Here is a 23,868-nt window from a genome sequence, read left to right as displayed (position 1 = left end):
TCCAGTCCCCGCGACCGCGTAGAATCCGTTCAGAGCGCGCCCGTGGCGGCGTCCCACAGGGCGTCGCAGATCGCCTCGTCCGTGCCGAAGACGGTGAGCGGCCCGTCAGAGCGCTCGACGGCGCCCGCCTCGCGGGCGAGGAGCTCCCCGGCGACCTGCTCGCGTTCGGCGGGGTAGTAGCAGACGAACCCGTCGAGTTGCCCGCGGGCGAGCAGCCCCCAGTAGACCACCGGCGCCCACGACTGGATGGTCCGCTTGCAGACGGGGTCGACGGCGTCGCTGATCGCCTCCCACTCGCGGCGCTCGTCGCCGCCCGAGACCACCTCGGGCCCGACGATCAGCCCGACCGTCGCCTTCTCCGGCGGGAGCGAGACGCCGTCGGTGACCTCGACGCCGGTGCCGTTGTACCGGACGCCGCCGCCCCGCTCGGCGACGTAGGTGTCGTCCAGGACGGGCACGTGGACGGCGGTCGCGACCGGGTCGTCCTCCGGGCCGGTCGGCCCCTGCCGGTCGCAGGCGGTCGCGGCGACCCCGAACGTCGGGATGCCGACCGTGAAGTTGTTCGTGCCGTCGAGGGCGTCGACCACCCAGCGATACGCCCCGTCGCCGGGGTGGTCTCCCGACTCCTCGGCGGAGATCCGGTGGTCCGGGTACGCGTCGGTGACGGCGTCGAGGACGCGCCGCTCGGCCTCGCGGTCGGCCTCGGCTTTCACGTCCGTGGCGGTGTAGTCCGCGGGGGTCCCGCCGTCCTCGAAGGCGTCCCGGAGGTACTCGCCGGCGGACTCGACCGCTCGGACGGCGGTGTCGGCGAGCGCGGCGGCGTCGGCGGCGGCGTCGGTCACGCGACCAGCGGGGTCGTCGGTCATGCCGCATCCTGTCCCGCCGGCCCACTACCAGCGTTTCGGATCGGTGCGAGGCGAGCGGCGCGGGATGCGGCGGCGCCGGCGCGGGACGAGGCGAGCGAGGAGAGTCCCGGCGTCGCCTGTCACCGGTCCGGGCGAAGCCTGCTCGTAGCGGGGTGTTTTTGCCCGGGCGTACCGCAGGGCGGGTATGGAACTGTTCGCGGTCGAGGGCATCCCCGAAGTCCGCCCCGGCGACGACGTCGGCGAGCTGATCGCCGAGCGCGCCGACCTGCGGGAGGGCGACGTCGTCTGTGTCTCGCACTCTATCGTCTCGAAAGCGGAGGGCCGCCAGGCCGACCTGAGCGAGTTCGACCCCGGTCCGCAGGCCGAACGGATCGCCGAGCGCATCGGCGACCTGGCCGGCGAGGCGAAAGACCCCCGCTTCGCCCAGGCGGTCGTCGAGGAGAGCCGGGAGTTGCTCACCGAGGAACCGCTCATGCTCGCGGTCACCCGCTTCGGCCACATCTCCGTCAACGCGGGCATCGACCGGTCGAACGTACCCGATTCGGATCTACTCTTGCTCCCCGAGGACCCGACCGCCAGCGCCGAGCGGATCCACGAGACCCTCGGCGTCCCGGTGATCGTCACCGACACCTCGGGTCGCCCCTTCCGGCAGGGCCAGCGCGGCGTCGCTATCGGCTGGGCGGGCATGCCGGCCGCCCGCGACTGGCGCGGCGAGCGCGACCGCGACGGCCGCGAACTCGGCGTCACCGTCGAGGCGGTCGTCGACGAACTCGCCGCGGCCGCCAACCTCCTCACCGGCGAGGGCGACGACGGGCTGCCCGTCACCGTCGTCCGCGGGTTCGAGTTCGGCGACTACGAACCCCACGACGGGCTCTTCCGATCGGAGAACGCCGACTACGTCCGCGACGCGCTCCGCGAGTGGGAGTACGACCGCGACCGACTGCAGGGCGGAGACGCGGGAGACGCCGACGAGTCCGACGACGAGCGAGACGACGGGGAGGATCGATGAGAGCGGTCGAACTCACCCCGGAGCACCCGGTCTCGACGCTCGCCGAGTTCGGCGCCACCGCGGAGGACGCGGGCTTCGACGCCGCGTTCGTCAGCCACCACTACAACAACCGCGACCAGTTCGCGGCGCTGACGGCCATCGCGGGGGCGACCGAGGACGTTCTCGTCGGCCCGGGCGTCGCCAACCCCTACGAGACCCACCCGGTGACGCTCGCCTCGCGGATGGCGACCCTCGACGAGTACAGCGGCGGCCGCGGCGTCTTCGGGATCGGCCCCGGCGACCCCTCGACGCTCGCCAACCTCGGCATCGACCCCGACCGCCCGCTCCGGCGCGTGCTGGAGACGTTCAAGGTCGCCGAGCGGCTCTGGGCGGGCGAACGCGTCGACCACGACGGCACCTTCGAGGCGACCGACGCCGGCCTCAACTACGACGCCGGGGAGATCCCGGTCTACGTCGGCGCGCAGGGGCCGCACATGACCCGGATGGCGGCCAAACACGCCGACGGCGTGCTGTTCAACGGCGCCCACCCCCGCGACTACGAGTGGGCGAGCGAGCGAGTCGCCGAGGGGCTGGCCGAGCGACCGGACGACCGCGGCGACTTCGACTTCGCGGCCTACGCCTCGGTCAGCGTCGCCGAGGACGGCGCGGCGGCCCGCGAGGCCGCGCGCTTCCCGGTGGCGTTCGTCGCCGCGGGCGCGCCCGATCCGGTGCTCGACCGCCACGGCATCGACCGCGAGCGGGCGGCGGCGGTCGGCGAGTCGGTCTCGGCAGGCGAGTTCCGGGAGGCCGCCGAGCGGGTCACGGACGCGATGCTTGACGCCTTCTGCATCGCGGGGACGCCCGAGGACGTGGAACGGGAGGTCGAGGCGGTGCTCGAACGCGCGGACAGCTTCGTCGCCGCCGCGCCGCTCGGTCCGGACGTCGAGCGAGCGATCGAGTTACTCGGCGACGTCGTCCCGGCCTAGCGGGCTTCCGGCGGCGGCGAGCTCTCGATCGAGAACAGCGAGAAGAAGGCGCCAAGCGAGAGGTAGCCCATCACCGCGCTCGGGGCGAGGACGAACAGCGCACCGAGCGCCAGCAGGACGGCGCTGAGCGGGTCGTGCATCGCGACTTCCTGGAAGTGGCCGGGCATCTCGATGATACTGTTGACCAGCTCCGTCGCCGAACTTGCGAGGTCTGCCATGCGCGACTCTTTGGACCCCCCGTACTTCGAGGTTTCGTGTGCGAGTCGCCCCCGGCCCGCGGGCGGCGAGCGTTCGGTCCCGGATCAGGCCACCGCGAGCGCGAGGCGGGTCGCCACGTACAGCGCGGCCATCCCGAAGATGTCGCCGGCGGTCGTCACCGTCGGGCCGACAAGGTTGTCGGGGTTCATCCCGCGGCGGTAGCCGCCGAAGACCACGGCGACGATGACCGCGATCAGCACCACGCCGGCGAGCGCGCCGCCGACGAGTGCGATGAGCGCGAGCGTCGCCAGCGGGGCGACACGCCGGCCGAGCGCAGTGAGAATGCCGAACGCGAGCACCGCGGCGACCAGGCTGGCCGCCAGGCCGTTGAGCAGGGCCGCGGCCATCGCGCCGACGAGCCGGTCGCTGGGGGCGAAGCGGGGTTCGATCAGCCCCTGGTGGAGCGCGCTCGACAGCCGCGACCCGAGCGACCCGTAGACGCTCCCGCGGATCGCCAGGAACGCCGGCACGACCACCAGGAGGCCGGGGACCGCTTCGAGTTCGGCCTCCATCCCGCCGAGGATCCCCCCGGCCAGCAGCCCGCCGAGCGCGCTCACCAGCAGCGTCGGCAGCGCCCCCCGATACCCTTCGACGATCGTATCTCTCAGCGACACGGCGGGCAGTCACCTCCGCGCGGCCGGCGCGCCCGGATCACGCGACGATCACCTGGACGACGCCGAACAGGACGATCACGCCGAGGACGTCGCAGACGTTCGTCACCACGGGGATGACCACGTCGTCGGGGTCGGCCTCGAACCGGTAGGCGCCGTAGGCGGCGACGACCGTGACGGCGACGGCGAGCACCGCGAGGACGAGCCCGCTGGCGAACGCCACGATCACGACGGTTTCGACCGGGAGCCGGGCGCCGCCGGTCGCGCGCGCCACGGCCCACGCGCCGGCGCCGACGACCGGGAACACCGTCACCGCGAGCAGGACGGTCGTTATCGTGTTCCCGAGGAGTTCGTCGTCGGTCGGGTCGAAGGATAGTATCCCGAGGTGGAAGGCGGTCGACAGCCGCGCCGAGAGGACGCTCCCGAGGTTCCCCGCGGTCCCGATCGTCACGGGGACGAGCACGAGCAGCGACGGGTATCGCCGCAGCGTCGCCTCGAAGGAGCCGAGCGTGAGCCCGCCGACCAGTTCGAGCAGCGTCAGCACCACGAGGATCGGGAAGAGTCGCCGGGTGATTCCGGCGACCGACCAGTCGTCCGCCATGGTCAGCCGGCCAGGCCCCGCAGCCGCTCGGCGCCGGTGCGCGTCCCCTTCGCGATGAGGGTGTCGCCGCCGCGGAGCGTCGTCCCCGGGTCGGGGGTGAGCAGCCAGTCGGTCTCGCCGTCATCGCTCGACCCGCCGGCCCCGCTGGGCTCGCCGTTCTCGTCAGTCTGGCGTCGGATCGCGATGACGAGCATCCCGGTCGTGGTGCGCAGCGCCTCCTCCCTGATCGTCTGCCCGTCGAGGTCGCTCCCCGGTTCGACGGCGACGCTGACGAGTATCTCGTCGGAGTCCTCGACCGCCGCCTGGACGACGGGGTGGCTGCCCAGCCCGCGGAGGACGCCCTCGCTAATCTCCAGGGCGGCGTCGCTGATCACCTCCGTGCTCGCGGCGATGTGGAGCAGCCCGCGGATCGTCACCGGGTCGTCTACCTCGGCGGCCGCCCGGAGCGCCCACGCCTCGAAGCGCGACTGCAGCGCGTCGACCTCGACTTCGAGTTCGCTCACCTCCCGGGCGAGTTCGGGGTCGTCGAAGAGGACGCTCCCGTAGGCCAGGTCGACCGCGAGTTCGCTCATGTTCTTCATCAGGACGACCGTCTCGACCGCGCGGTCGAGGTCCTCGATCGGCGATTCCGGGGCCTCGGGGTGCTCGAAGGCCTCGCCGGTCACCGTCTCGTAGACGCCCTGGACGCCGTCGTCGGGGCCGCGCAGGAGCAGCGCGTCGCCGCCCCGCAGCGTCGTCTCCCGGTCGGGGTTGAGCACCCAGTCGTCGCCGCGGCGGATCGCTAGCACGCGGACGCCCGTCTCGGTCTCCAGGTTGATCGCGCCGAGCGTCCGGCCGGCGTACGCCGAGTCGGCGGCGAGTTCCGCGCGGGCGAGCGTCTCCACGGGGTCGGGCAGCGAGGCCCGCAGCGCCGTCGGCAGCCCCACGTCGTCGAGGACGACCTTCGCGACGTCGCCGGCCGCGTCGCTGATCTTCTCGGCGGCGCCGACGATGCCGAAGATGGGCGCCAGCTGTTCGGCCTCCTCGGGCGAGCGCCCGGCCATCACGAGGCTCATCCGCGCTCGCAACTGGAGCACGTCCATCTCCGACTCCAGTTCGAGCACCTCCGCGGCGAGCTCGCGGCTGTCGAAGAGGACCGACGAGTACGACAGGTCGATGAGCAGCTCGGCGATGTCTTTCATCTCGCCGAGCACCTCCTTGACGCTGACCGGCTCGTACTCCACGCGGTCGCCGTCGCGGCCGTTCATACCTGTACTCCGGCCGCGAGCGCCTTATGCGTGTGCGCTTCGGTGAGCCAGGTGCGCGGTCGCTGCGGGACGACCGCGCCCCCGGGAGTACAAAGCCTTTAACGGACCGGTCGCGTACTCGGCGGCAAATGGTACTCGACGATCTGGGCACGTCGCTCCGGAGCACGCTCAACGACCTCCGGGGACAGTCCCGCATCTCCGAGGAGGACGTCGAGGAGGTCGTCAAGGACATCCAGCGCTCGCTCCTGCAGGCCGACGTCGACGTCGACCTGGTAATGGAGCTGTCGGACAGCATCAAGACCCGTGCCCTGGAGGAGGAGCCGCCCGCGGGCACCTCCGCCCACGACTGGGTCCTCCGCGTCGTCTACGACGAACTCGTCGGCCTCGTCGGCGAGTCGACCGATCTCCCGCTCGAATCGCAGACGATCATGCTCGCCGGCCTCTACGGGTCGGGGAAGACCACCACCGCCGCCAAGATGGCGTGGTGGTTCTCCAAGAAGGGCCTGCGCCCGGCGATCATCCAGACCGACACCGACCGGCCCGGCGCCTACGACCAGTCCAAGGAGATGGCCGAGCGCGCCGAGGTCGACTTCTACGGCGACCCCGACGCCGACGACCCCGTGAAGATCGCCCGCGACGGCCTCGAAGAAGTCTCCGACGCCGACGTCCGCATCGTCGACACCGCCGGCCGCGACGGCCTGAACGAGGAGCTCATCGACCAGATCGAGGACATCGAGGAGGAGGTCCAGCCGGATCGGGACCTGCTCGTCCTCGACGCGGCGATGGGCCAGTCCGCCAAGGACCAGGCCCAGGAGTTCGAGGACTCCATCGGCATCGACGGCGTCGTCATCACGAAGCTCGACGGGACGGCGAAAGGTGGGGGCGCCCTCGCGGCCGTCAACGAGACCGGCTCCTCTATCGCCTTCCTCGGGACCGGCGAGACCGTCCAGGACATCGAGCGCTTCGAGCCGTCGGGGTTCATCTCCCGGCTGCTCGGGATGGGCGACCTCAAACAGCTCACCGAGCGCGTCGAACGCGCGATGGAGGAGACGGGCGAGGAGGAGGACGACTGGGAGCCCGAGGACATGATGGAGGGGAAGTTCACCCTCTACGACATGCGCAAGCAGATGGAGACGATGAACAAGATGGGGCCGCTCGACCAGGTGATGGACATGATCCCCGGCCTCGGCGGCGGGCTCATGGACCAGTTGCCCGACGACGCGATGGACGTCACCCAGGAGCGGCTCAAGGACTTCGAGGTCGTCATGGACTCGATGACCGAGGAGGAACTGGAGAACCCCCGCACCGTCGGCAAGAGCCGCATCGAGCGCATCGCTCGCGGCGCCGGTCAGCCCGAGGAGCGGGTGCGGGAACTGCTCGAACAGTACAACGCCATGCGCCAGATGCTCGACCAGTTCCAGGGCATGGGCGACGCCGACATGGAGCGGATGATGAAGCAGATGCAGGGCGGTGGCGGCGGTGGCGGGATGGGCGGCATGGGCGGTATGGGCGGCGGTGGCGGCCCGTTCGGCTAATCTCGGCCGCCCTCGGCGACGGATTCCTCGCCCGCGAGCGGCGTCGCGTCCGGTTCTCACTCCTGAAACTGCGCCGGTAACAGCTATATGTCAGCCAGGGGCACGGAGGTGCGTATGTCCGACTGGCCGCCGCTCGACCGGACGCTCGATCCGGGGGCGTTCTACTCGCTCTACCGGGGCGCGCTCGCCGCCGAGAGCGTCCAGCGGCGGCTCGGCCGGTGTTACACGGTGTTGCTGGCCGGCCGGCTCGGCCTGCGGCCCGACGAGATCGTCCACTGCCACGAGGGGTGGATCGACTGGGGGCGCGGCGAACTCCGCGTGCCGGCGCTCGACCCCTGCGCCTGTCCGACGTGCTGGGCCTCGGCCAGGGCCCGCCAGGCCACCGGCGACGAGCGCCCGCTCGAAACCGTGCTCCGCACCGAGCAGTGGTCGCCCCACGCGGAGGCCGGCGCGCGGACCGTCGCGTTCGGCTGGTCCGAGCGGATCACCGCCGTGCTGGCCACCTTCTTCGACTACGTCGACCACCTCGACGGGGACGTGACGACCGTCCGCGAGCTGGTCACCGAGACCGCGGCGGCCGCGGAGGGGATCGACCCCGACGGGCTGACGCCGCAGGTCCTGCGCGCGACCGGCGGCCGGTTCCTCGCGGAGGCGGGCTTCGACGCGACCTCGGTCCGGAACATGCTGGGGCTGGACGAGCGGGAACCGGCCGAGGCGTTCGTCCGCTACGCCGGCCAGCGGACGAGCGCGGCCGTCTACAGCGCGTTCGACCGCGGGGCCGTCGGGCCGGAGGTCCCGCCGGCCGAACCGGCGCGGACGTTCCCCATCGTCTGCGACCCCGCGCCGTTCTCCCGGGAGCCGTTCGACGCCGCCGACTACGGCCCCGACGCCCGCTTCGAGCGGGCGAAGAACGAGGCCGGCCGCCGCGTGCGGAACCCGCGGCCGGACCACGTCCCCGACGGGTTCGACTACGACCCCGACGAGCACGAGACGGCCGAGCAGGCCGACCCCGAGGGCGGGCAGTACTCCCGGTCGGCCGGCGCCGACGCGAAGGACATGGCCGCGCTCCGCGACTGGGTCAGGCGCAAGGACGCGTCGCTGCGCCCCGAGAGCGAGAGCGCCGACGGCGACGAGCCCGTCGCGCCCACCGTCGACGGCGACTGGAGCGGAGCGGCCGACCCCGGCGAGGGGCCGCCTGCCGAGCCGACGCCGCTCGATACCGCCGCCGACGGAGCCAGCGCCGAGTCCGCTGCGCGCGCTCCCGCAGGGGGAGTCGGTGCCGGCGAGGACGCCCGCTCGGCCGAGCCGACGACCGTGGAGGAGGCGGTGACCCAGCCGCTGGTCGCCCGGGTCGGGACGCACTTCGTCACGCCGGGCGTGGCAGAGGGCCACCCCGTCGAGGGGCAGGTCGTCCTCGGCCAGAACGAACTGCTGCTCGTCTCCCCGGCGACCGGCGGCGACCTCACCGGCGACGGCGTCGCCTTCGATCTGCTCTCGCTCGACAGCGTCGTCGACGTGATCCCGGACGTCGACGAGGCGACCGACGTGCCGTTCGACTCGGCGCTCGGCGTCGTCGTCCGCCGGGGCGACGACCACGAGGTGGCGGTCGTCGAACTCGACCCCGGCCGCAAGTGGGACTTCTGGCTCGCGCTGTTCCGCAACGCCCTGCACGTCTCCCGGATGAGCGTCACCCACCCGGCGCGGGTCGGCGGGCGCGTCACCGATGAGTCGGCGACGCCGGGCATGCTGTACCTCGACCGCGACCGGGTGCGGTTCACGCCCCTCGGCTCCGACGCAACCATCCTCTCGGTCGACCTCGACGACGTGCTCCACGTCGAGCGCACCAAGCAGTCCGTCGACGGGGAGCGCCGACCCGCCCTCGCCGTCCAGCAGTTCGTCGACGGCGAGGCCGTCACCTCGCTGGTCGGCAGCGACTCGACGCGGACCCTCGCGCTGTTCGAGCGGTTCGTCCGCCGCGACTACCAGGACCGCCTCGACGAGGCGCGCGCGCTGGCGATCCCCGACCGCGAGAAGGAGGTGCTCGTCGCCCTCTACTCGATCGGCGAGGGAGTCGATCTCTCGGCCGCCTTCGCCCGCGAGGAGGAGGTGCTCCGGTCCCAACTCGCCTCCCTCGACGAGAAGGGCCTGGTCACCGGGACCGACCCCGACGACACCGGGCTGACCGCCACGGGGCGCCTCGTCGTCGGCGACCGCCTGGAAGCCGTCAACGACTGAACAGCCGGGCGCTCACCCCAGGTTCGCGGCGACGACGGCGACCTGGCAGGCGCAGAGCGACGCCAGGAGCAGGTGGACGAGCGCGTCGTAGAGCCGCCTGTCGCGGGGAGTATCGAGCGAGACGAGCGCTCGGGCGGTCCGGAGGGCCGCGTAACTGGCGACCGACAGCGCCGGGAGGAGCGCGACGCCCAGCACGCGCGGACCGATCGTCCGTGAGAGGCGGCCGTCGAGCCCGACGTGCCAGCCGACGACCATCTCCGCCGGGAGCCGTGGGAGCGCCGCCGCCGCGACCGCGACGGTCAGTGCCACGAGCGCCAGCGCCGTCACGTCGGTCCAGCGCGGGCGAAGTCCGCGAGCGACGGAGGCGCTCACGGGCGGTTCACCCCCGCGTCCGTGACGAACTCCCGTCCGCGGCGTTCGGGGCGGTCAGGGCGGTCGGCGGGCGATGCGAGCGGTCGACGGAGAGCGGGGTGCGTCGTCACGATCGGACAGACGGGTCGACCACACGTCGTTCCACCAGCAGCACTTCAGCGCGTGAAGTCCCGGATGGGTTTATAAGCGCGGTGGTCGTGTAGCCGCCACCGTGAGTGAGGACCCCGATCTGGAGACCGTCGCCGGCCTCCTCGAAGACGAGACGGCGCGGGCCATCCTCACCGAGACGAGCCAACGACCCATGTCAGCCAGCACACTCGCCGAGCGCTGCGACGCGTCGGGCCCGACGATCTACCGCCGCCTGGAGCGCCTCCGGGACTGCGATCTGGTCGTCGAGCGAACCGAGCCGGATCCGGGTGACGGCCACCATCGCAAGGTGTACGCGCCGAACCTCCGGCGCGTGACTGTCGAACTCCGGGACGGATCCTTCGCTCTGGAGATCGACCGCGGGGAGGACATGGCGGACCGGTTCACCCGCCTCGTCGAGGGGATGTAGCGTGGTCGGCGTCGCATTCGCCCGACCGCTCGCGGCGGCCGGGACCGACCTCGCCCTCCAGATCGGGAGCCGCCCCGACGACACCGCCGAACTGGTCGTCCAGCTCTCGGAGTTCACCGGCGCGCTGCTGGGACTGTTCATCGCCTACCAGGCCTACCGCGGCTACCGCCGCAACGACAGCCGGCCGATGCTGTTCATCGCTGTCGGGTTCATCGTCATCATGGGCGTCCCGCTGCTGTTCTCGGTTCCCGCGCTCCTGATCCCGAGCATCCCCCTGCTCGAGGTTCAGGCGCTCGTCCAGGCGTTCGAGGTCGCCGGCCTCCTCTGTATCATCTACGCGCTCCGGATGGAACCGTGAGACCGCGCGGCGGCGCGGGACGGCGCTGCCGAGCCGACAGAGTCGGGGGGAGGGAATACGTCCGGAGAGTGACAGACGAAACGGGTTTCGGGCGGTCGGCCCAAACGTGGGCATGCGCGTTACCCTCATGGGGTCGGGAGACGCGGTCGGCGTCCCCGCCCCGCTCTGCGACTGCGAGTACTGCGCCGAGAGCGACCGCCGCCGGCGCCCGGCCGTCCTGGTCGAGGCCGCGGGGCGGACGGTGGTCCTCGACATCGGCCCCGACATCGCGTCGCAGCTCCACCGCGAGGAGGTCTACGAGGTCGACGCCTTCTTCGCGACGCACGCGCACTTCGACAACTACTGGGGCATCAACGAGCTGAACCAGGCGGCCATGGATCGCCACGTCGCCAACGAGGAGGAGTTCGACCACCCGACCTTCGGCAAGGACATCTCCGTCTACGGCAGTCGCCCCGTCCGGACGTTCACCGAGGACACCTTCCCGCACATCCTCGACCACGTCCGGTACGAGCCGCTGGACCCCGGCGAGGAGATTCGGAAGCCGGGGTTCACCGTCCGCGCCTTCGACGTCGACCACGGAACGCGCGCCTTCCCGACCCAGGGGTACGCCCTCTCCGCGGAGGGGACGACCGTCGTCTACGCGCCCGACGTGGACAGCATCGAGTCGGTCCCCGACTACTGCACCGGCGCGGACCTGCTCTTTTTCGACGGCTCCGTGCTGGGCGCGGAGTTCCACGGCGACGCCGAGACCCTGCGCGAGAGCGCCGAGCGGTTCGACGCCGACCGGGTCGTCATGACGAACGTCTCCGAGCACATGCTGGAGCGCCACACCGGCGACCTCGACGAACTGACCGACTACGAGGTCTGGAGCGACTTCGATCACGCGGCGTTCTGAGCCGGATCCGACGCCGGCGGTGTGAAAGACGACCCGCTGGCCCGCCGGCCAGCCCGCCGACAGACTTTCCCCGCGACCGGGCGAGTGCGCGCACGGAGGCACTTCAGTGAGCAGTACATCGAACGACAGCGAGTCAGTCGGGACGATCGAGGGGACCGTCGTCCCGCTCCTCGTCACCGGACTGGTCGGCGCCGTCGGCTTCGTCGGCGCGTGGTACGCGTTCGTCCGCTATCCCGGGTCGATACTCGACCTCGCGGGCGTACTGGTCGTCGCGGCCGTCACCCTCGTCGCGCTGTGGGTCGGCAGTCGGCTGGCCGGGTCGCTCGTCACGCCGTACACCGTCGCCGAGGTCGCCGTCGAGGGGCCGATCGCCCGGGAGAGCAATCGCGGCGTCCCCGGGCCTGCGGTCGGCGCGAGCGCCGACGACGTGGTCGAACAGATCGAGCGCGCCGACGCGGACCCGAACGCGCAGGCGCTGCTGGTGAAGCTGAACACCCCGGGCGGGGAGATCGTCCCCAGCGAGGACATCCGGCTGGCCGCCGAGGCCTTCGACGGGCCGACCGTCGGCTACGCGACCGACGTCTGCGCCAGCGGCGGCTACGACATCGCCGCCGGCTGCGACGAGATCTGGGCCCGCGAGGGCACGCTGGTCGGCTCCATCGGCGTCATCGGCTCGCGGGTCAACGCCAGCGACCTCGCCGACCGCCTCGGGCTCTCCTACGAGGGGTTCACCGCCGGCGAGTACAAGGACGCCGGGACGCCGCTGAAGGAACTCGACCCGCGCGAGCGCGAGTACTTGCAGGGCCTCGTCGACGACTACTACGACCAGTTCGTCGACACCGTGGCCGAGGGCCGCGACCTCGACCGCGAGGCCGTCGAGGAAACCGAGGCCAGGGTCTTCCTCGGCCCCGACGCGCTCGAACGGGACCTCGTCGACCACCTGGGGACCCGGGACGACGTGGAGGCGAGCCTCGCCGACCGCCTCGACGAGCCCGTCGTCGTCCGGGAGTTCGAGCCCACCCGTCCGCTGCGCGAGCGGGTCCGACTCGGCGCCCAGCAGGTGACCTACGCGTTCGGTGCCGGCCTCGCCGGCGCACTCGACGGCGACGCCGACGGGCTGCGCTTTCGCCGGTAGCGACTCGACTCCCGCCGCCACGTCGACGCCGATCCGACCGGCGCCGATCCGAGCGAGTTCGACCGCGGCCGGTGAGTATTTTGCCGGTCCCGTCCACGTCCGGGTATGAGCGAGCCACGCGAGCGAGACGACGAGCCCGACGGGGACGGCGCGAACGTCCGCGTCGGCGTCCGCAGCCGGAACCTCTCTGACGAGCGGCTCCGGTATCTCCGCCAGCTCGGCGCCACCGACGTGTTCGTCGACCACGCCGACACCGACGAGGAGCCCGACGAGTTCAACGACCGCGAGGCGTCCCACACTGTCGCCGTCGGCCCCGACTCGATCCCGAGCGTCGAGGAGCTCGTCGCCGCCCGCGAGCAGGTCGAGTCCCACGGCCTCCGGCTGGCCGGCATCCAGTCGCTGCCCTACTCGCTGTACGGCGACATCATGTTCGACCGCGAGGGCAAGGAGGACGCACTCGACCAGATCGAACGGCTGGTCCGCAATCTCGGCGAGGCCGACGTCCCCATCCTGGGCTACCAGTGGAACCCCCGCGGGGTGGTCCCGATGCGGACCGACCCCGTGGAGATCCGCGGCGGCGCCGTCGGCACTGCGTTCGACCTCGACGAGATCGACGACCCCCACGAACTCGCACCGGGCCTCGACCGCGAGTACACCGAGGCGGAGTTCTGGGACAACTACGAGGTCTTCCTCGAACGGATCCTCCCCGTCGCCGAGGAGGCGGGCGTCGAGTTGGCGCTGCACCCGGTCGACCCGCCGAGCCTCGAATCGCTCGGGGGGATCCCCCGCCTGTTCCGCAACGTCGAGAACTTCGAGAAAGCGATGGAGCTCGTTCCGAGCGACAGCCACGGCCTGAAACTCTGTCTCGGCTGTTTCTCGCAGATGGGCGAGGACGTGACGGAGGTCCTGCGGACGTTCGGCGAGCGCGACGACATCGTGTTCGTCCACTTCCGGGACGTCGTGGGGACGGTGCCGCAGTTCCACGAGACGTTCGTCGACGAGGGGAACTTCGACACGGTCGCGGCGGTGCGGACGCTCCACGAGGTCGGTTTCGACGGCGTGGTCGTCCCCGACCACGTCCCCGAGATGGAGGGCGACACGGACTGGCGCCACCGCGCCCGCGGGTTCACCGTCGGCTACCTCCGCGGCGTCGTCGACACCGTCCGCGACGAGCGCTCGGGGTCGTAGTCCCGGGCCGAACGCGGCGATACATCGGAGCGATCCGGCCGCCCTGCGGCGGTCCGCACGCGACGGATCCGGCGCGAACGGTCGCGAGGATTTTTATCCCGTGGTCGCTTCCCTCGAACTGTGACAACGCTGGTCGTCTGTATCGATCGCGCGGGCGACCTCGTGACGGGAACGGACCCCCCGGTCGTCGGCCGGGACGCCGTCGAGTCCCTCGTCGTCGACGTCGGCGTCGAGGACCCGGAAGACAGCCAGGTCAACTGTCTGCTCGAAGCCCTCCGCGTCGCGCGCGACCTCGATACCGGCGGTGACGAGACGGTCGTGGCGGTGCTGGCCGGCACCGACGACACCATCAGTGCCGACAGGGCCATCGCCCGCCAGGTCGAGGGGCTCATCGACGACTACGACCCCGACTCGGCCGTCGTCGTCGTCGACAGCGCCGAGGACGAGCGCCTCGTCCCCATCGTCGAGTCGCGGCTGACCGTCGACGCCGTCGACCGCGTCGTGGTCCGCCAGGCCAGGGACATCGAGTCGACGTACTACCTCCTCAAGCAGTTCCTCGCGGACGAAGAACTGCGCAAGACCGTCCTCGTCCCGCTCGGCGTCGCGCTCATCGCCTACCCGGTCCTGTGGTCCGTGACGAGCCCCGGCGTCGCCACCGGCGCCATCGTCGCCGTCGTCGGCCTGTTCCTCCTCTACAAGGGCCTCGGCGTCGACGCCTACCTCGCCGCGCTCCCCGGCCAGATACAGGAGGCGCTGTACTCCGGCCAGGTCGCCCTGGTCACCTACGTCGTCGCCGCCGGCCTCTCGCTCGTCGGCGTCTTCGCCGGCGTGATCGGCGTCTCCGCGGCCGGGGGGGTCGGCCCGTTCGTCCTCGCCAGCCGCTTCGCCTTCGACGCCATCCCCTGGCTGACCGGCGCCGCGCTCGCCGCCAGCACCGGCCGCCTCCTCGACGAACTCATCCGCCGCGAGGGCGTCCGCAGCGCCTACCTCAACCTCCCCTTCGGCGCCGTCGCCGTCGGCCTCGTCGTCCGCGGGTTCTCCGCGTACTTCCTCGAACTCGCCGAGAAGGAGAGGGCGCTGAACATCCCGGCGTTCGACGTCGGCCCCCTCGCCTTCCAGGGCGCAGAGATCACTCCCCCCGGGCGCCCGCCTCGCCCTGTTCATCCTCGCCGGCGTCCTCGTGAGCCTCGCCGGCGTCCGCTTCGCCGCCTACTTCAGCGGCACCACCGTCGAACAGGAGTTCGCTCACCAGCGCGAGGGCAGCGACTAGATGCTCCGTTCACGAAGACCTCGCGCGGCTCCGTCGCGGCACGAACGCCGCGACAGCGCGCGCCACCGCGATTGTTCACTCTGCCGGTCGTGTTGAGCATCCGGCGCCGCAGGCGCGCGGTTCCCCGAACTCGCGCGAAGCGCGAGTTCGGCCTTTTTCACCCATGTTTTTGGCCGGGGGGTGCCCGCAGGGAGCGCAGCGACCGAGGACACCCCCCGGAGAAAAAGATGGAAGGGCGTAAATGAGCGAGCGCGCCTACCGGTGGGTATGACAGACGACGCCGGCGACGCGGGGGGCTGGGTCGCGCTCTTCTCGGGGGGGGAAGGACTCCTCGTGGGCGCTGTACCGCGCGCTCGAACGCGGGCTACCCGTCGAGCGCCTCGTGACGGTCCACCCCGAGGGCGACTCGTACATGTACCACGTCCCGGCGACGCGGCTGGCGGGGCTCGCCGCCGAGAGCGTCGGGATCCCGCTCGTCGAGGTCGAGCCCGACGACTTCGCGGCGAGCGAGACGGTCGACTCCGGCGCGCAGGGCGACGCGGAACTCGAACCGCTCGAAGCGGCGCTCGACGAACTCGCCGACGAGCTTCCCGGCGGCCTCGCGGGCGTCACCGCCGGCGCCGTCGAGAGTGAGTACCAGACCTCGCGCATCGAGGCGATGGCCGACCGGCTCGACGCCGACGTGTTCGCCCCGCTCTGGCAGCGCGAGCCGCGCGACCTCGCCGACGCGATGCTCGACGCGGGCTTCGAGATCCGGATCATCCGCGTCGCCGCGGGCGGCCTCGACGAGTCGTGGCTCGGCCGCCGGCTCGACGCCGACGCGCTGGACGAACTGGAGTCCCTGAACGAGCGATACGGCGTCCACATCCTCGGTGAGGGCGGCGAGTTCGAGACGCTGGTGACCGACGGGCCGCACATGGACCGGGCGATCCGACTGGACTACGAGACCGAGTGGGACGGCACGCGCGGCACGGTGCGGATCGAGGACGCCTGGCTGGAGTGAACGGTCATTATTGAGACGAACGTTCGCGCCGCTTCGCGGCGCGATTCACGCGAGCGAACGGGGTGAGCGAGCGCCTTTTTGGTCCAGATTTTTCGAGGAGCGGTACCCGCAGGCCGCCGAAGGCGGCCGAGGATACCCGACGCTGAAAAAGGTGGTTCTGAGACGCTGGGGACCGACGGGCCGCACATGGACCGGGCGATCCGCCTCGACTACGAGACCGAGTGGGACGGTACTCGCGGGACGGTCCGGATCGAAGACGCCTGGCTGGAATGAGCATCCGCCGAGCGAAGCGAGGCGGTTCACCGAATCCGAGCGGAGCGAGGATTCGGCCTTTTTCACCCATGTTTTTGGCCCGGGGGCGCGCGCGCGGCGAAAAAGATGGTGGTGATTTCAAGGGATTCGGCGTCGATTCCTCGGGTGTGAACCGGGAACGGTTGGAACGGGAGCTCGAACGCTTCGAGGGCGACGCCGACGCGCGCCGCGTCGTCGCCCGGCAGGCCCGCGACCTGGCGGACTCGGGGTTCGTGGAGGAGGACCTGGGGTTCGAACTGGACGCCGAGACGGTGCTGGACAACCTCGACGACGCGCCCGACGACCACAGCCTCGTCGAGCGGTGGAACTGGTGGGTCGGCTCGTTAGAACTCTCTCACGGCGGCTACGAACAGTTCCAGGTCAGGATCTACTGACGCGCCGGCCCAGCCCGAACCGGCGCGCCGACTCAGAATACGCTCAGCCCGTGTGATTCCCGCGCGTGCTCGAGAAGCTCCTCTGTGGTTTCGAACTGTTTCCCACAGCTGCACGTGTGATATGTCGGAGTCGGCTCCGACGCGGACTGGCGTGTTGCCATACATATTCACAGTGGAGGCCGACCTTAATAATTGTTTACCCGGTACGTGATGGCAGGGCATACGTCCAGTGTGAACGCGTATCAGCCGCCACTTCCGCGACCGGTGGAGCTATCCGGCAGACGGTCGACCCATCGGGCATGACACGGATCCTCGTGCTCGGGGAGAACACCTTCCCGTTCCACGCTATCGACGACAAGCGCCCGCAGTTCGCGGCCGCTCTGGAGGGCTACGACCTGACAGTGACGGACGACCGCGACGCGCTCACCGGCGAGTACGACGTGCTCGTCGACTACCTGACCGACTCGACGCTCACCGACGAGCAGCTCGACGCCCTGCTCGGGCACGTCGAGGCCGGCGGCGGCTACGTCGGCGTCCACTGCGCGTCCGACCTGACCTCGATCGCGCCGGAAGACCCCGACGAGGTGATCGACCACATGGACGAGCCGTTCCCGGAACTGCGCGAACTGATCGGCGGACACTTCCTCACGCACCCAGAGGACTCGGAGTTCGGCGTCGACGTCGTCGCCGACCACCCGATCACCGAGGGCGTCGATGACTTCTCCGTCTTCGACGAGCCCTACCAGGTCGAGTGGGACGACGACCTGCAGGTCCTCGCGCGGATGGACCACCCCGACCTCGACGACTACCCGGTCGTCTGGACCAACGACTCCGCGGGTCGCGTCGCCTACATCTCGCTCGGCCACACCGACGAGGCGCTCGAACACGACTCGTTCGTCGCGCTGCTGCGCAACGCCGTCAAGTGGGCCGGCGCGAACTGACCGGGCCGGAATCCGGACGCAACGGCGCCGGCGGATCGGGGCGGCTTCGGCCCCGAGACGCCCTCAGTCCGCCGGGTTGACGTACAGGCCGTAGCGGTAGTACTCCGCTCCGAGCGCCAGCCGCAGGCCGGTCTCGGTCCGGCGGTGGCTCCGACCGAGCGCTCAGTCGCCCGGGGTCGCGTCGGGCCGGTAGTCGCGACTCACGATCTTCCAGGTACCCGAACGGTAGCGGTAGTAGGTGATGCAGGCCGGAATCGCCATCTCGGCGAGGACGGCGGCGTACAGCGCGGTCTGGCCGATCTCGGGGACCGCGACGCCGACGTAGGCGATCGGGAGCGCGAACACGTACAGTCCCGTGAGCTGGGCGTACAGCGGCCAGCGGGTGTCGCCGCTGGCGCGCAACGGCCCGGTCGACCCGCCGTAGACGCCGCTGAAGAGGACGCCGAAGCAGGCGACGCGGATGAAGGTGACGACCGTCGGGAGGATCGCGGGGTCGTCGACGAACACCTGCCCGATCGGTCGCGCGAGGGCGAACACGCCGACCGCGATGATGGCGTAGACGGCGACGGAGAAGCGGACGATGTCGTGGGCCCACGCGCCGGCGTCGTCCTCGTCGTCCTGGCCGAGCGCCTGGCCGACGAGGGACGAGGAGGCCATGCTGAAGCCCCAGTTGGGCGTGTCCATCAGCGCGCGCACCCGCATCGCGACGACGTACGCGGCGACGACGTTCGGACCGAACAGCCCGACGATGTACAGTTTCGGGAACTGCCCGCCGCTGCGGGCGAGGTTCGTCCCGATCAGCGGCGTCGCCATCTCCACGAGGTCGCCGAACAGCGAGCGGTCCAGGTGGGGACCCGACAGCGGCACCTGCACCGGGAACTCGCCGATGCCGGGGAGGCCGCCGCGGGCGAGGCCGACGCCGAACGCGACCGTCACGAGCACGTTCGACAGCGCCGTCCCGATGGCCGCACCGGCGGCACCCCAGCCGAGGCCGAAGATGAGCACCGCGTTGAGGACGATGTTGACGACGGCGCCGCCACCGCGGAGGATCATCGGCGTCCACGCGTCGTCGGCGCCGACGAGCGTGCGGCTGCCGATGAGGTTCAGCGCGGCGAAGGGGACGCCGATCGCGACCACCCGGAGGTAGTCCGCACCGAAGCGGATCGCTTCGTCGCCCGACCCGATGAGGGCGATCAGCGGTTCCGCGAACAGGGCGTAGATACCGACGAGCGGCGCGGTGATCGCGACGGTGAGGAGGGCGCTGACCTTGACCGAGAGGGCGAGTTCCTCGTAGGCGTCGGCACCGAACCGCTGTGAGACGAGACCGATGGTCCCGCCGGCGACGCCGCCGCCCAGCGAGAACGCCAGGCCCCAGAAGGGGCTGGCGAAGCCGACGCCGGCGATGGCCGCCGGGCCGAGCGCGATGCCGACCATCGCGACGTCCGCCGTCGAGCGGGACATCCGCGCGAGGCCGGTGACGATGCGCGGCCACGACAGGTCCGTCGCCCGCTCGACGCGCTCCCGGTCGATGATACCGAAACGCGCGACGAGCGTCCCTACTGCGAGGAGGAGCGCTCGAACGGGGTTGTATCGGGACCAGGACACCACGACCCGGGTTTCGTCCGGACGGTGAAAACCGTTTAGACTCCGGTCGGACGCTCCGGTTGGGGTGTGCAGGCTCGTGACAGACCGGTCGCTGCCGGCCGGTCTCCGGTCCGCACGACGACCGGCGACGGCCCGCGAACGTGGCGACGCGCGGGCCCAAGTCGTCAGGATTTTCCGGAGCGATCGCGTTCCCGTAGCCGATACCGTGCAGGCACTCGACGCGATCGGCTCGCTCCCGTCGATATTCCTCTCTTCCGTCGCGCCGCCGCTCTCGATCGCGTTCGTGGGGTACCTCCTCGGCCGCGTCCGCGAGGTCGACACGGACGGGCTGAGCGCCGCCGCCATCTACGTGCTCCTGCCGGCGCTGGTCTTCGAGACGCTCGTGACGCTCACCGCCGACCTCGGGACCGTCACCGCCGCCGTCGCCGCGATGGTCGTGTTCACGTTCGCGATGGGCGCGCTCGCGCTCGGCATGGGTCGGCTCCGGGGGCAGGACGGGCCAGTCGCCTTCGGCGCGGCGATGGCCGCCGCCGTCCCGAACGCCGGGAACTTCGGCATCCCCGTCACATCGTTCGCCTTCGGGGCTATCGGCCGCTCGACCGCGGTGCTGTTCGTCCTCGTGCAGAACGTCCTCCTGCACACCCTCGGGATCTACCTCCTCTCGACCGGCGGTGACGAGGAGGCGTACGTCGACGGACTCAGGCGCGTCCTCCGGCAACCGGTCGTCTGGGCGCTGGTCGCCGCCGGCCTGGTGACCGGTCTCGGCGTCGTCCCGCCGGAGGACGGGACCGCGATGGAGACGCTCCGGCTGCTCGGCAACGCCTCGATCCCCGTCTTCCTCCTGATCCTCGGGCTGCAGGTCGAGTCGATGGACCTGTCCGCGACGGTGCGGGAGACGCTCCCGACCGTCGGGCTGAAGCTGTTCGTCGCGCCGGTCGTCGCACTCGCGGTCGCCCTGCTGGTGAACGTCGGCGACCCGACGGTGACCGCCGCCTTCGTCGTCCTCGCGGCCGGCCCCGCCGCGGTGACGCCGCTCGTCCTCTCTCTGGAGTTCGCGGACGACGCTGGGGCGCCCGTCTCGACCGCTGACTACGTCGGTACCGTGGTGTTCCTCACGATCCTCGGCTGTCTCCCGATCGTCACCGGGCTGATCCTGCTCGCCGAACTCGGCGTCCTCGGGTGAGCGACGCGGGCGGTCAGATCTCGACCGTCTCCCCGACCGCCGGGGCCGACGCCTCGAACCCGTCTCCGTCCAGCTCGGCGGCGAAGGCCTCGCAGCGGTCGCCGTGGTTGACGAGGACCCGCGCGTCGCGGTAGGCGTCGAGGAATTCGAACAGGCCGTCGCGGTCGGCGTGCGCGGAGAAGTCGTAGGACTCGACCTGTGCGCTGACGGGCATCCGCCGGCCGTCGATCTCGGCGCTCCCGGTCTCCAGGAGGTCCCGTCCGGGCGTGCCCTCGACCTGGTAGCCCGTCATCGTGACCTTGTTCGTCGGACTCGACCGGGTCGCGGGGATGTACGTCATCGCCGGGCCGCCCGAGAGCATCCCGCTCGTGGTCACGATCACGGTGTTCTGGTCGGCGATGCGCCGGCGCTGGCCGTCGCGGCCGTCGACGAAGCGGGCCGCCGACGTCGCTCGCTGGAGCGCGTCGGCGTCGCGGACGAACTCGGGGTGGCGCCCGAGCATCCGCGTGACCTGTTTGCCCATCCCGTCGACGTAGCAGTCGATATCGTGGGCCTCGCAGACGAGCAGCATCTCCTGGGTGCGACCGATCGCGAAGGCCGGGACGACGACGGTGCCGCCCTGCCAGACCGTGGTGCGGACGCTCTCGGCGAAGCGGTCCTCGATGGCCGCGCGGTCCTCGTGTTCGACGTCCGAGTAGGTCGACTCGCAGAGCACCACGTCGGCGTCGGGGCGGGCGGTGGTTCCGGACACGAGCCGTTGATCGTCCGTGTGGAAGTCCGAGGTGTAGAGCAGCCTGGTGTCGCCGTCGTCGACGAGGACGTGGGCGCTCCCGGGGATGTGGCCGGCGTTGTAGAAGGTGACCTCGTGGCCCGCGGCCTCGAAGGACTCGCGGTAGCCGTGGGTCTCGGAGACCTGCGTGACCCGGCGGACCTCGGTCTCCGTGAACGGGCAGTCGTAGGTCCCGCCGTGGAGCTTGAGGGTGTCGCGAGCGAGCGTCAGCGCGAGTTCCCGGGTCGGCGGCGTCCAGTGGATGGGCGGCCGGCGGTCGCCCGAGCACAGCGAGGGGACGGCGCCGACGTGGTCGAGGTGGCCGTGGGAGACCACGACCGCCTCCGGCTCGACGCGTTCGACCGGAAACCGGGGCGGGTTGCCGGTCAACAGCCCGTAATCGAGGAGGAGTCGGTCGTTGACGAGGACGGCACTGCGACCGACCTCGCGCGCCCCGCCCAGGAACCGGACGTTCATCGCCCGTGTCTCGCGGCTCCGGCCGCTTGGGTTCGTCGGTCCGCCGCGAGGCCGCGCGGCGCCGTGCTGACCGGCGGGAACGCGGCGCCGTGTTAACCGGCGGGAAGGTTATTATCACGGCACCCCGTGTATGAGACATCGTGGTTTCTGAGAGCGTCTACCTCGGGCTCGTCGCCGTCTCGACGCTCGTCGCCGCGACGGTCGCCGTCTGGCTGTGGGACGACGACGGGAGCGTCCCAGGGCGTTTGTTCGCCGGTGTTGCGGCGCTCTACGCGCTGACGGGGGCGTTCGTGCTTGGCGAGCTACTGGCTGCGACGCGCGCCCTCTCGGTCGCGCTCTTCGGCGTCCACAGCGCGGTGGCGACGCTGATCCCGCTCGCGTGGTTCCTCTTCGCGCTCGCGTACACCGGGAACCTCCGGCGGATACCGCGTGCCGCGATCGCAGCGATCTGCGGGGCCTACGCCGTCTACGTCGCCTTGCAGGCCACCAACACCTACCACCACCTCGTCTGGAGCGGCTACGAGTTCACCGCCACGCCGTTCCCCTACGTCACGGCCGAGCCGACGGCGCTCGCGTTCGGGTTCTTCCTGCCGCAGACGCTGGTCTACTACGGCGTCCTCGGACTGCTCGGCGCGTACCTCCTCTTCGGCTCGGGCGTCCGGCGCACCCAGACGGCCGCGCTGTTCGTCGGCTACCTCTCGTCGTTCCTCGTCCTCAACGCCTGGTTCTTCGGCGTCCTCCCGGGACCGCTCGACGGCGCACTGGTGGTCGGGTCGACCTGGTCGCTCGCGCTGGCGTCCTGGGCGGTGTTCCGCCACCAGCTGTTCGACCTCGCGCCGCTCGCCCGCGAGACGGTCCTCGAGATCCTCGACGACGCCGTCGTCGTCGTCGACAGCGAGCGGCGCTTGCTCGACTACAACCGGAGCGCCACCGCCGCCTTCCCGGAACTGGTCGGTCACGAGGGAGGCCACATCGACGCGGTGATCCCCGAGCTCGTCGAGACCCGCGAAGCGAGTGACGACGCCGAGAACGCGACTGAGCGGGCGTCCGCCGGGACGAGCGCGGCCGCCGGGGCAAGCGTGGCCGCCGTGGCGGAGACGACCGACGAGAGCGTCGACCGAGCGGTGCCCGGGCCGTTCGTCCCGTCGTTCACCCGGTTCGAAGACGGGCGCGTCCGGGAGTACCACGTCACGGCGTCCCCGCTGACGGTCAGGGGGACGGTCGAGGGGTACACGCTCGTCCTCCGGGACGTGACCGAGGACCGCCAGCGCGTCCGCGACCTCGAACAGCAGACCACGCAGCGTGAGCGGTTCGCGAGCACGCTCAGCCACGACCTCCGGAACCCGCTCAACGTCGCCCACGGGCGGGTCCAGATCGCCAGGGAGGGAGGCGGGGACGAGCACCTGGCGAAGGCGACCGAGGCGCTCGAACGGATGGACCAGATCGTCCAGGACACGCTCACCCTGGCGCGGGAAGGCGAGACGATCGAGGACCGCGAGCGGGTCGACCTCGCCACCGTCGCCCGCGACGCCTGGGAGACGACCGAGACGGGCGAGGCGACCCTGGAGGTGACGCCCGAGGCCGAGATGCGGGTCTACGCCGACGCGACGCGGCTGCAGTCCGTCTTCGAGAACCTCTACCGGAACGCGCTCGACCACGCCGGCCCGTCGGTGACCGTCACCGTCGGCCGGACGGACGACGGCTTCTTCGTCGCCGACGACGGCCCCGGCGTCCCGCCCGCGGACCGCGAGCAGGTCTTCGAGTACGCCTACACTACCGCCGAGGACGGCACCGGCCTCGGGCTCGCCATCGTCGACGCCGTCGCCCGCGCACACGGCTGGGACGTCGCGATGACCGACAGCGACCTCGGCGTCACGGACGGCGGCGACGGGGCCGAAGTCGAGCGTGAAGGCGAAGCGCGCCAGCGGTCGCCCGGCGCGAAGGTCGTCTTCTCCGGCGTCGACGTCGTCGAGGGGGCCGCCGGGGTGAGGCGAGAGCGCGGAGACAGTCCGGAGAACGAGCAGGGAGACGACCCGGAGAACGAACACGACGACGCGGAAAACGAGCGCGCCGACGTGTGAGCGGGCGCCGTCGTGGCGGGCG

21 protein-coding genes and 2 pseudogenes are annotated in these 23,868 nt (G+C 71.3%); 15 read left to right on the top strand and 8 right to left on the bottom strand.

Annotated features, from left to right (window positions below):
- Positions 1–29: 29 nt before the first annotated feature.
- A complete protein-coding gene (locus PSC72_RS15890; RefSeq protein WP_274322400.1) occupies positions 30–866 on the bottom strand; it encodes an inositol monophosphatase family protein in 837 nt (278 codons plus the stop codon).
- Between the two features lie 184 nt (positions 867–1,050).
- On the opposite strand from PSC72_RS15890, the gene PSC72_RS15885 reads away from it, so the two are divergent.
- On the top strand, positions 1,051–1,875 hold the full coding sequence (locus PSC72_RS15885) for a coenzyme F420-0:L-glutamate ligase (RefSeq protein ID WP_274322399.1): 825 nt from the start codon (positions 1,051–1,053) through the stop codon (positions 1,873–1,875).
- Entirely contained in the window at positions 1,872–2,840 is a 969-nt protein-coding gene (locus PSC72_RS15880; RefSeq protein ID WP_274322398.1) for a 5,10-methylenetetrahydromethanopterin reductase, read from the top strand. Before PSC72_RS15885 ends, PSC72_RS15880 begins: the two co-directional genes overlap by 4 nt.
- Here the strand turns inward: PSC72_RS15880 and PSC72_RS15875 are convergent.
- From PSC72_RS15875 to PSC72_RS15860, 4 genes are all read right to left on the bottom strand, one after another.
- The gene (locus tag PSC72_RS15875) at positions 2,837–3,058 is read right to left on the bottom strand and encodes a hypothetical protein (RefSeq protein ID WP_274322397.1); all 222 of its coding nucleotides are present in this window, start codon (positions 3,056–3,058) and stop codon (positions 2,837–2,839) included. The genes PSC72_RS15880 and PSC72_RS15875 overlap by 4 nt on opposite strands.
- 84 nt (positions 3,059–3,142) lie before the next feature.
- A complete protein-coding gene (locus PSC72_RS15870) occupies positions 3,143–3,712 on the bottom strand; it encodes a magnesium transporter (protein WP_274322396.1) in 570 nt (189 codons plus the stop codon).
- A 37-nt stretch (positions 3,713–3,749) separates the two neighbouring features.
- Positions 3,750–4,310, bottom strand: a complete 561-nt coding sequence (locus PSC72_RS15865; RefSeq protein WP_274322395.1) for a magnesium transporter — start codon at positions 4,308–4,310, stop codon at positions 3,750–3,752.
- Positions 4,311–4,312: 2 nt separating this feature from the next.
- A complete protein-coding gene (locus PSC72_RS15860; RefSeq protein WP_274322394.1) occupies positions 4,313–5,557 on the bottom strand; it encodes a potassium channel family protein in 1,245 nt (414 codons plus the stop codon).
- A gap of 128 nt (positions 5,558–5,685) precedes the next feature.
- On the opposite strand from PSC72_RS15860, the gene PSC72_RS15855 reads away from it, so the two are divergent.
- Together PSC72_RS15855 and PSC72_RS15850 are read left to right on the top strand one after the other, a co-directional pair.
- On the top strand, positions 5,686–7,092 hold the full coding sequence (locus tag PSC72_RS15855) for a signal recognition particle protein Srp54 (protein ID WP_274322393.1): 1,407 nt from the start codon (positions 5,686–5,688) through the stop codon (positions 7,090–7,092).
- A gap of 114 nt (positions 7,093–7,206) precedes the next feature.
- On the top strand, positions 7,207–9,327 hold the full coding sequence (locus tag PSC72_RS15850; protein ID WP_274322392.1) for a CheF family chemotaxis protein: 2,121 nt from the start codon (positions 7,207–7,209) through the stop codon (positions 9,325–9,327).
- Positions 9,328–9,339: 12 nt separating this feature from the next.
- On the opposite strand, the gene PSC72_RS15845 is transcribed toward PSC72_RS15850, so the two are convergent.
- The gene (locus PSC72_RS15845) at positions 9,340–9,699 is read right to left on the bottom strand and encodes a hypothetical protein (RefSeq protein ID WP_274322391.1); all 360 of its coding nucleotides are present in this window, start codon (positions 9,697–9,699) and stop codon (positions 9,340–9,342) included.
- A 211-nt stretch (positions 9,700–9,910) separates the two neighbouring features.
- Here PSC72_RS15845 and PSC72_RS15840 point away from each other — a divergent pair, with 211 nt between their 5' ends.
- The 9 genes and pseudogenes from PSC72_RS15840 (at position 9,911) to PSC72_RS15795 (ending at position 17,731) form a co-directional block, all read left to right on the top strand.
- Positions 9,911–10,255 carry a winged helix-turn-helix domain-containing protein gene (locus PSC72_RS15840; protein WP_274322390.1) on the top strand — a complete coding sequence of 115 codons (345 nt, stop codon included), beginning with the start codon at positions 9,911–9,913 and terminating at the stop codon, positions 10,253–10,255.
- Positions 10,256–10,346: 91 nt separating this feature from the next.
- On the top strand, positions 10,347–10,613 hold the full coding sequence (locus tag PSC72_RS15835) for a DUF7521 family protein (protein WP_382261868.1): 267 nt from the start codon (positions 10,347–10,349) through the stop codon (positions 10,611–10,613).
- Positions 10,614–10,725: 112 nt separating this feature from the next.
- Positions 10,726–11,508 (top strand): MBL fold metallo-hydrolase, encoded by a 783-nt coding sequence (locus PSC72_RS15830; RefSeq protein WP_274322388.1) that lies wholly within the window; start codon positions 10,726–10,728, stop codon positions 11,506–11,508.
- Positions 11,509–11,653: 145 nt separating this feature from the next.
- Positions 11,654–12,643, top strand: coding sequence for a signal peptide peptidase SppA (gene sppA / locus PSC72_RS15825; RefSeq protein ID WP_382261867.1), 990 nt, complete (start codon positions 11,654–11,656; stop codon positions 12,641–12,643).
- A gap of 105 nt (positions 12,644–12,748) precedes the next feature.
- Complete coding sequence (locus PSC72_RS15820; protein WP_274322386.1) at positions 12,749–13,831, top strand: mannonate dehydratase; 1,083 nt, start codon at positions 12,749–12,751, stop codon at positions 13,829–13,831.
- 120 nt (positions 13,832–13,951) lie between these two features.
- Positions 13,952–15,101: pseudogene (locus tag PSC72_RS15815) on the top strand (DUF373 family protein).
- A 267-nt stretch (positions 15,102–15,368) separates the two neighbouring features.
- Positions 15,369–16,104 (top strand): annotated as a pseudogene (locus PSC72_RS15810) (diphthine--ammonia ligase).
- Between the two features lie 419 nt (positions 16,105–16,523).
- Complete coding sequence (locus PSC72_RS15800; RefSeq protein ID WP_274322385.1) at positions 16,524–16,790, top strand: hypothetical protein; 267 nt, start codon at positions 16,524–16,526, stop codon at positions 16,788–16,790.
- Between the two features lie 299 nt (positions 16,791–17,089).
- Positions 17,090–17,731 (top strand): ThuA domain-containing protein, encoded by a 642-nt coding sequence (locus tag PSC72_RS15795; RefSeq protein ID WP_274322384.1) that lies wholly within the window; start codon positions 17,090–17,092, stop codon positions 17,729–17,731.
- 162 nt (positions 17,732–17,893) lie between these two features.
- Here PSC72_RS15795 and PSC72_RS15790 read toward each other — a convergent pair whose 3' ends face one another.
- The gene (locus PSC72_RS15790; protein WP_274322383.1) at positions 17,894–19,336 is read right to left on the bottom strand and encodes an MATE family efflux transporter; all 1,443 of its coding nucleotides are present in this window, start codon (positions 19,334–19,336) and stop codon (positions 17,894–17,896) included.
- Positions 19,337–19,541: 205 nt separating this feature from the next.
- Between PSC72_RS15790 and PSC72_RS15785 the strand changes: the two genes are divergently transcribed.
- Complete coding sequence (locus PSC72_RS15785) at positions 19,542–20,519, top strand: AEC family transporter (protein ID WP_274322382.1); 978 nt, start codon at positions 19,542–19,544, stop codon at positions 20,517–20,519.
- A 13-nt stretch (positions 20,520–20,532) separates the two neighbouring features.
- Here the strand turns inward: PSC72_RS15785 and PSC72_RS15780 are convergent, their stop codons facing one another.
- The gene (locus tag PSC72_RS15780) at positions 20,533–21,765 is read right to left on the bottom strand and encodes an MBL fold metallo-hydrolase (protein ID WP_274322381.1); all 1,233 of its coding nucleotides are present in this window, start codon (positions 21,763–21,765) and stop codon (positions 20,533–20,535) included.
- Between the two features lie 140 nt (positions 21,766–21,905).
- Here PSC72_RS15780 and PSC72_RS15775 point away from each other — a divergent pair, with 140 nt between their 5' ends.
- Positions 21,906–23,846, top strand: a complete 1,941-nt coding sequence (locus PSC72_RS15775) for a sensor histidine kinase (RefSeq protein WP_274322380.1) — start codon at positions 21,906–21,908, stop codon at positions 23,844–23,846.
- Positions 23,847–23,868 lie beyond the last annotated feature (22 nt).

Source organism: Halosimplex aquaticum, from assembly GCF_028747785.1.
GTDB lineage: Archaea > Halobacteriota > Halobacteria > Halobacteriales > Haloarculaceae > Halosimplex > Halosimplex aquaticum.
Note: the sequence above shows the minus strand (reverse complement) of the source record. Positions and strands in the feature narration are given on the sequence as shown.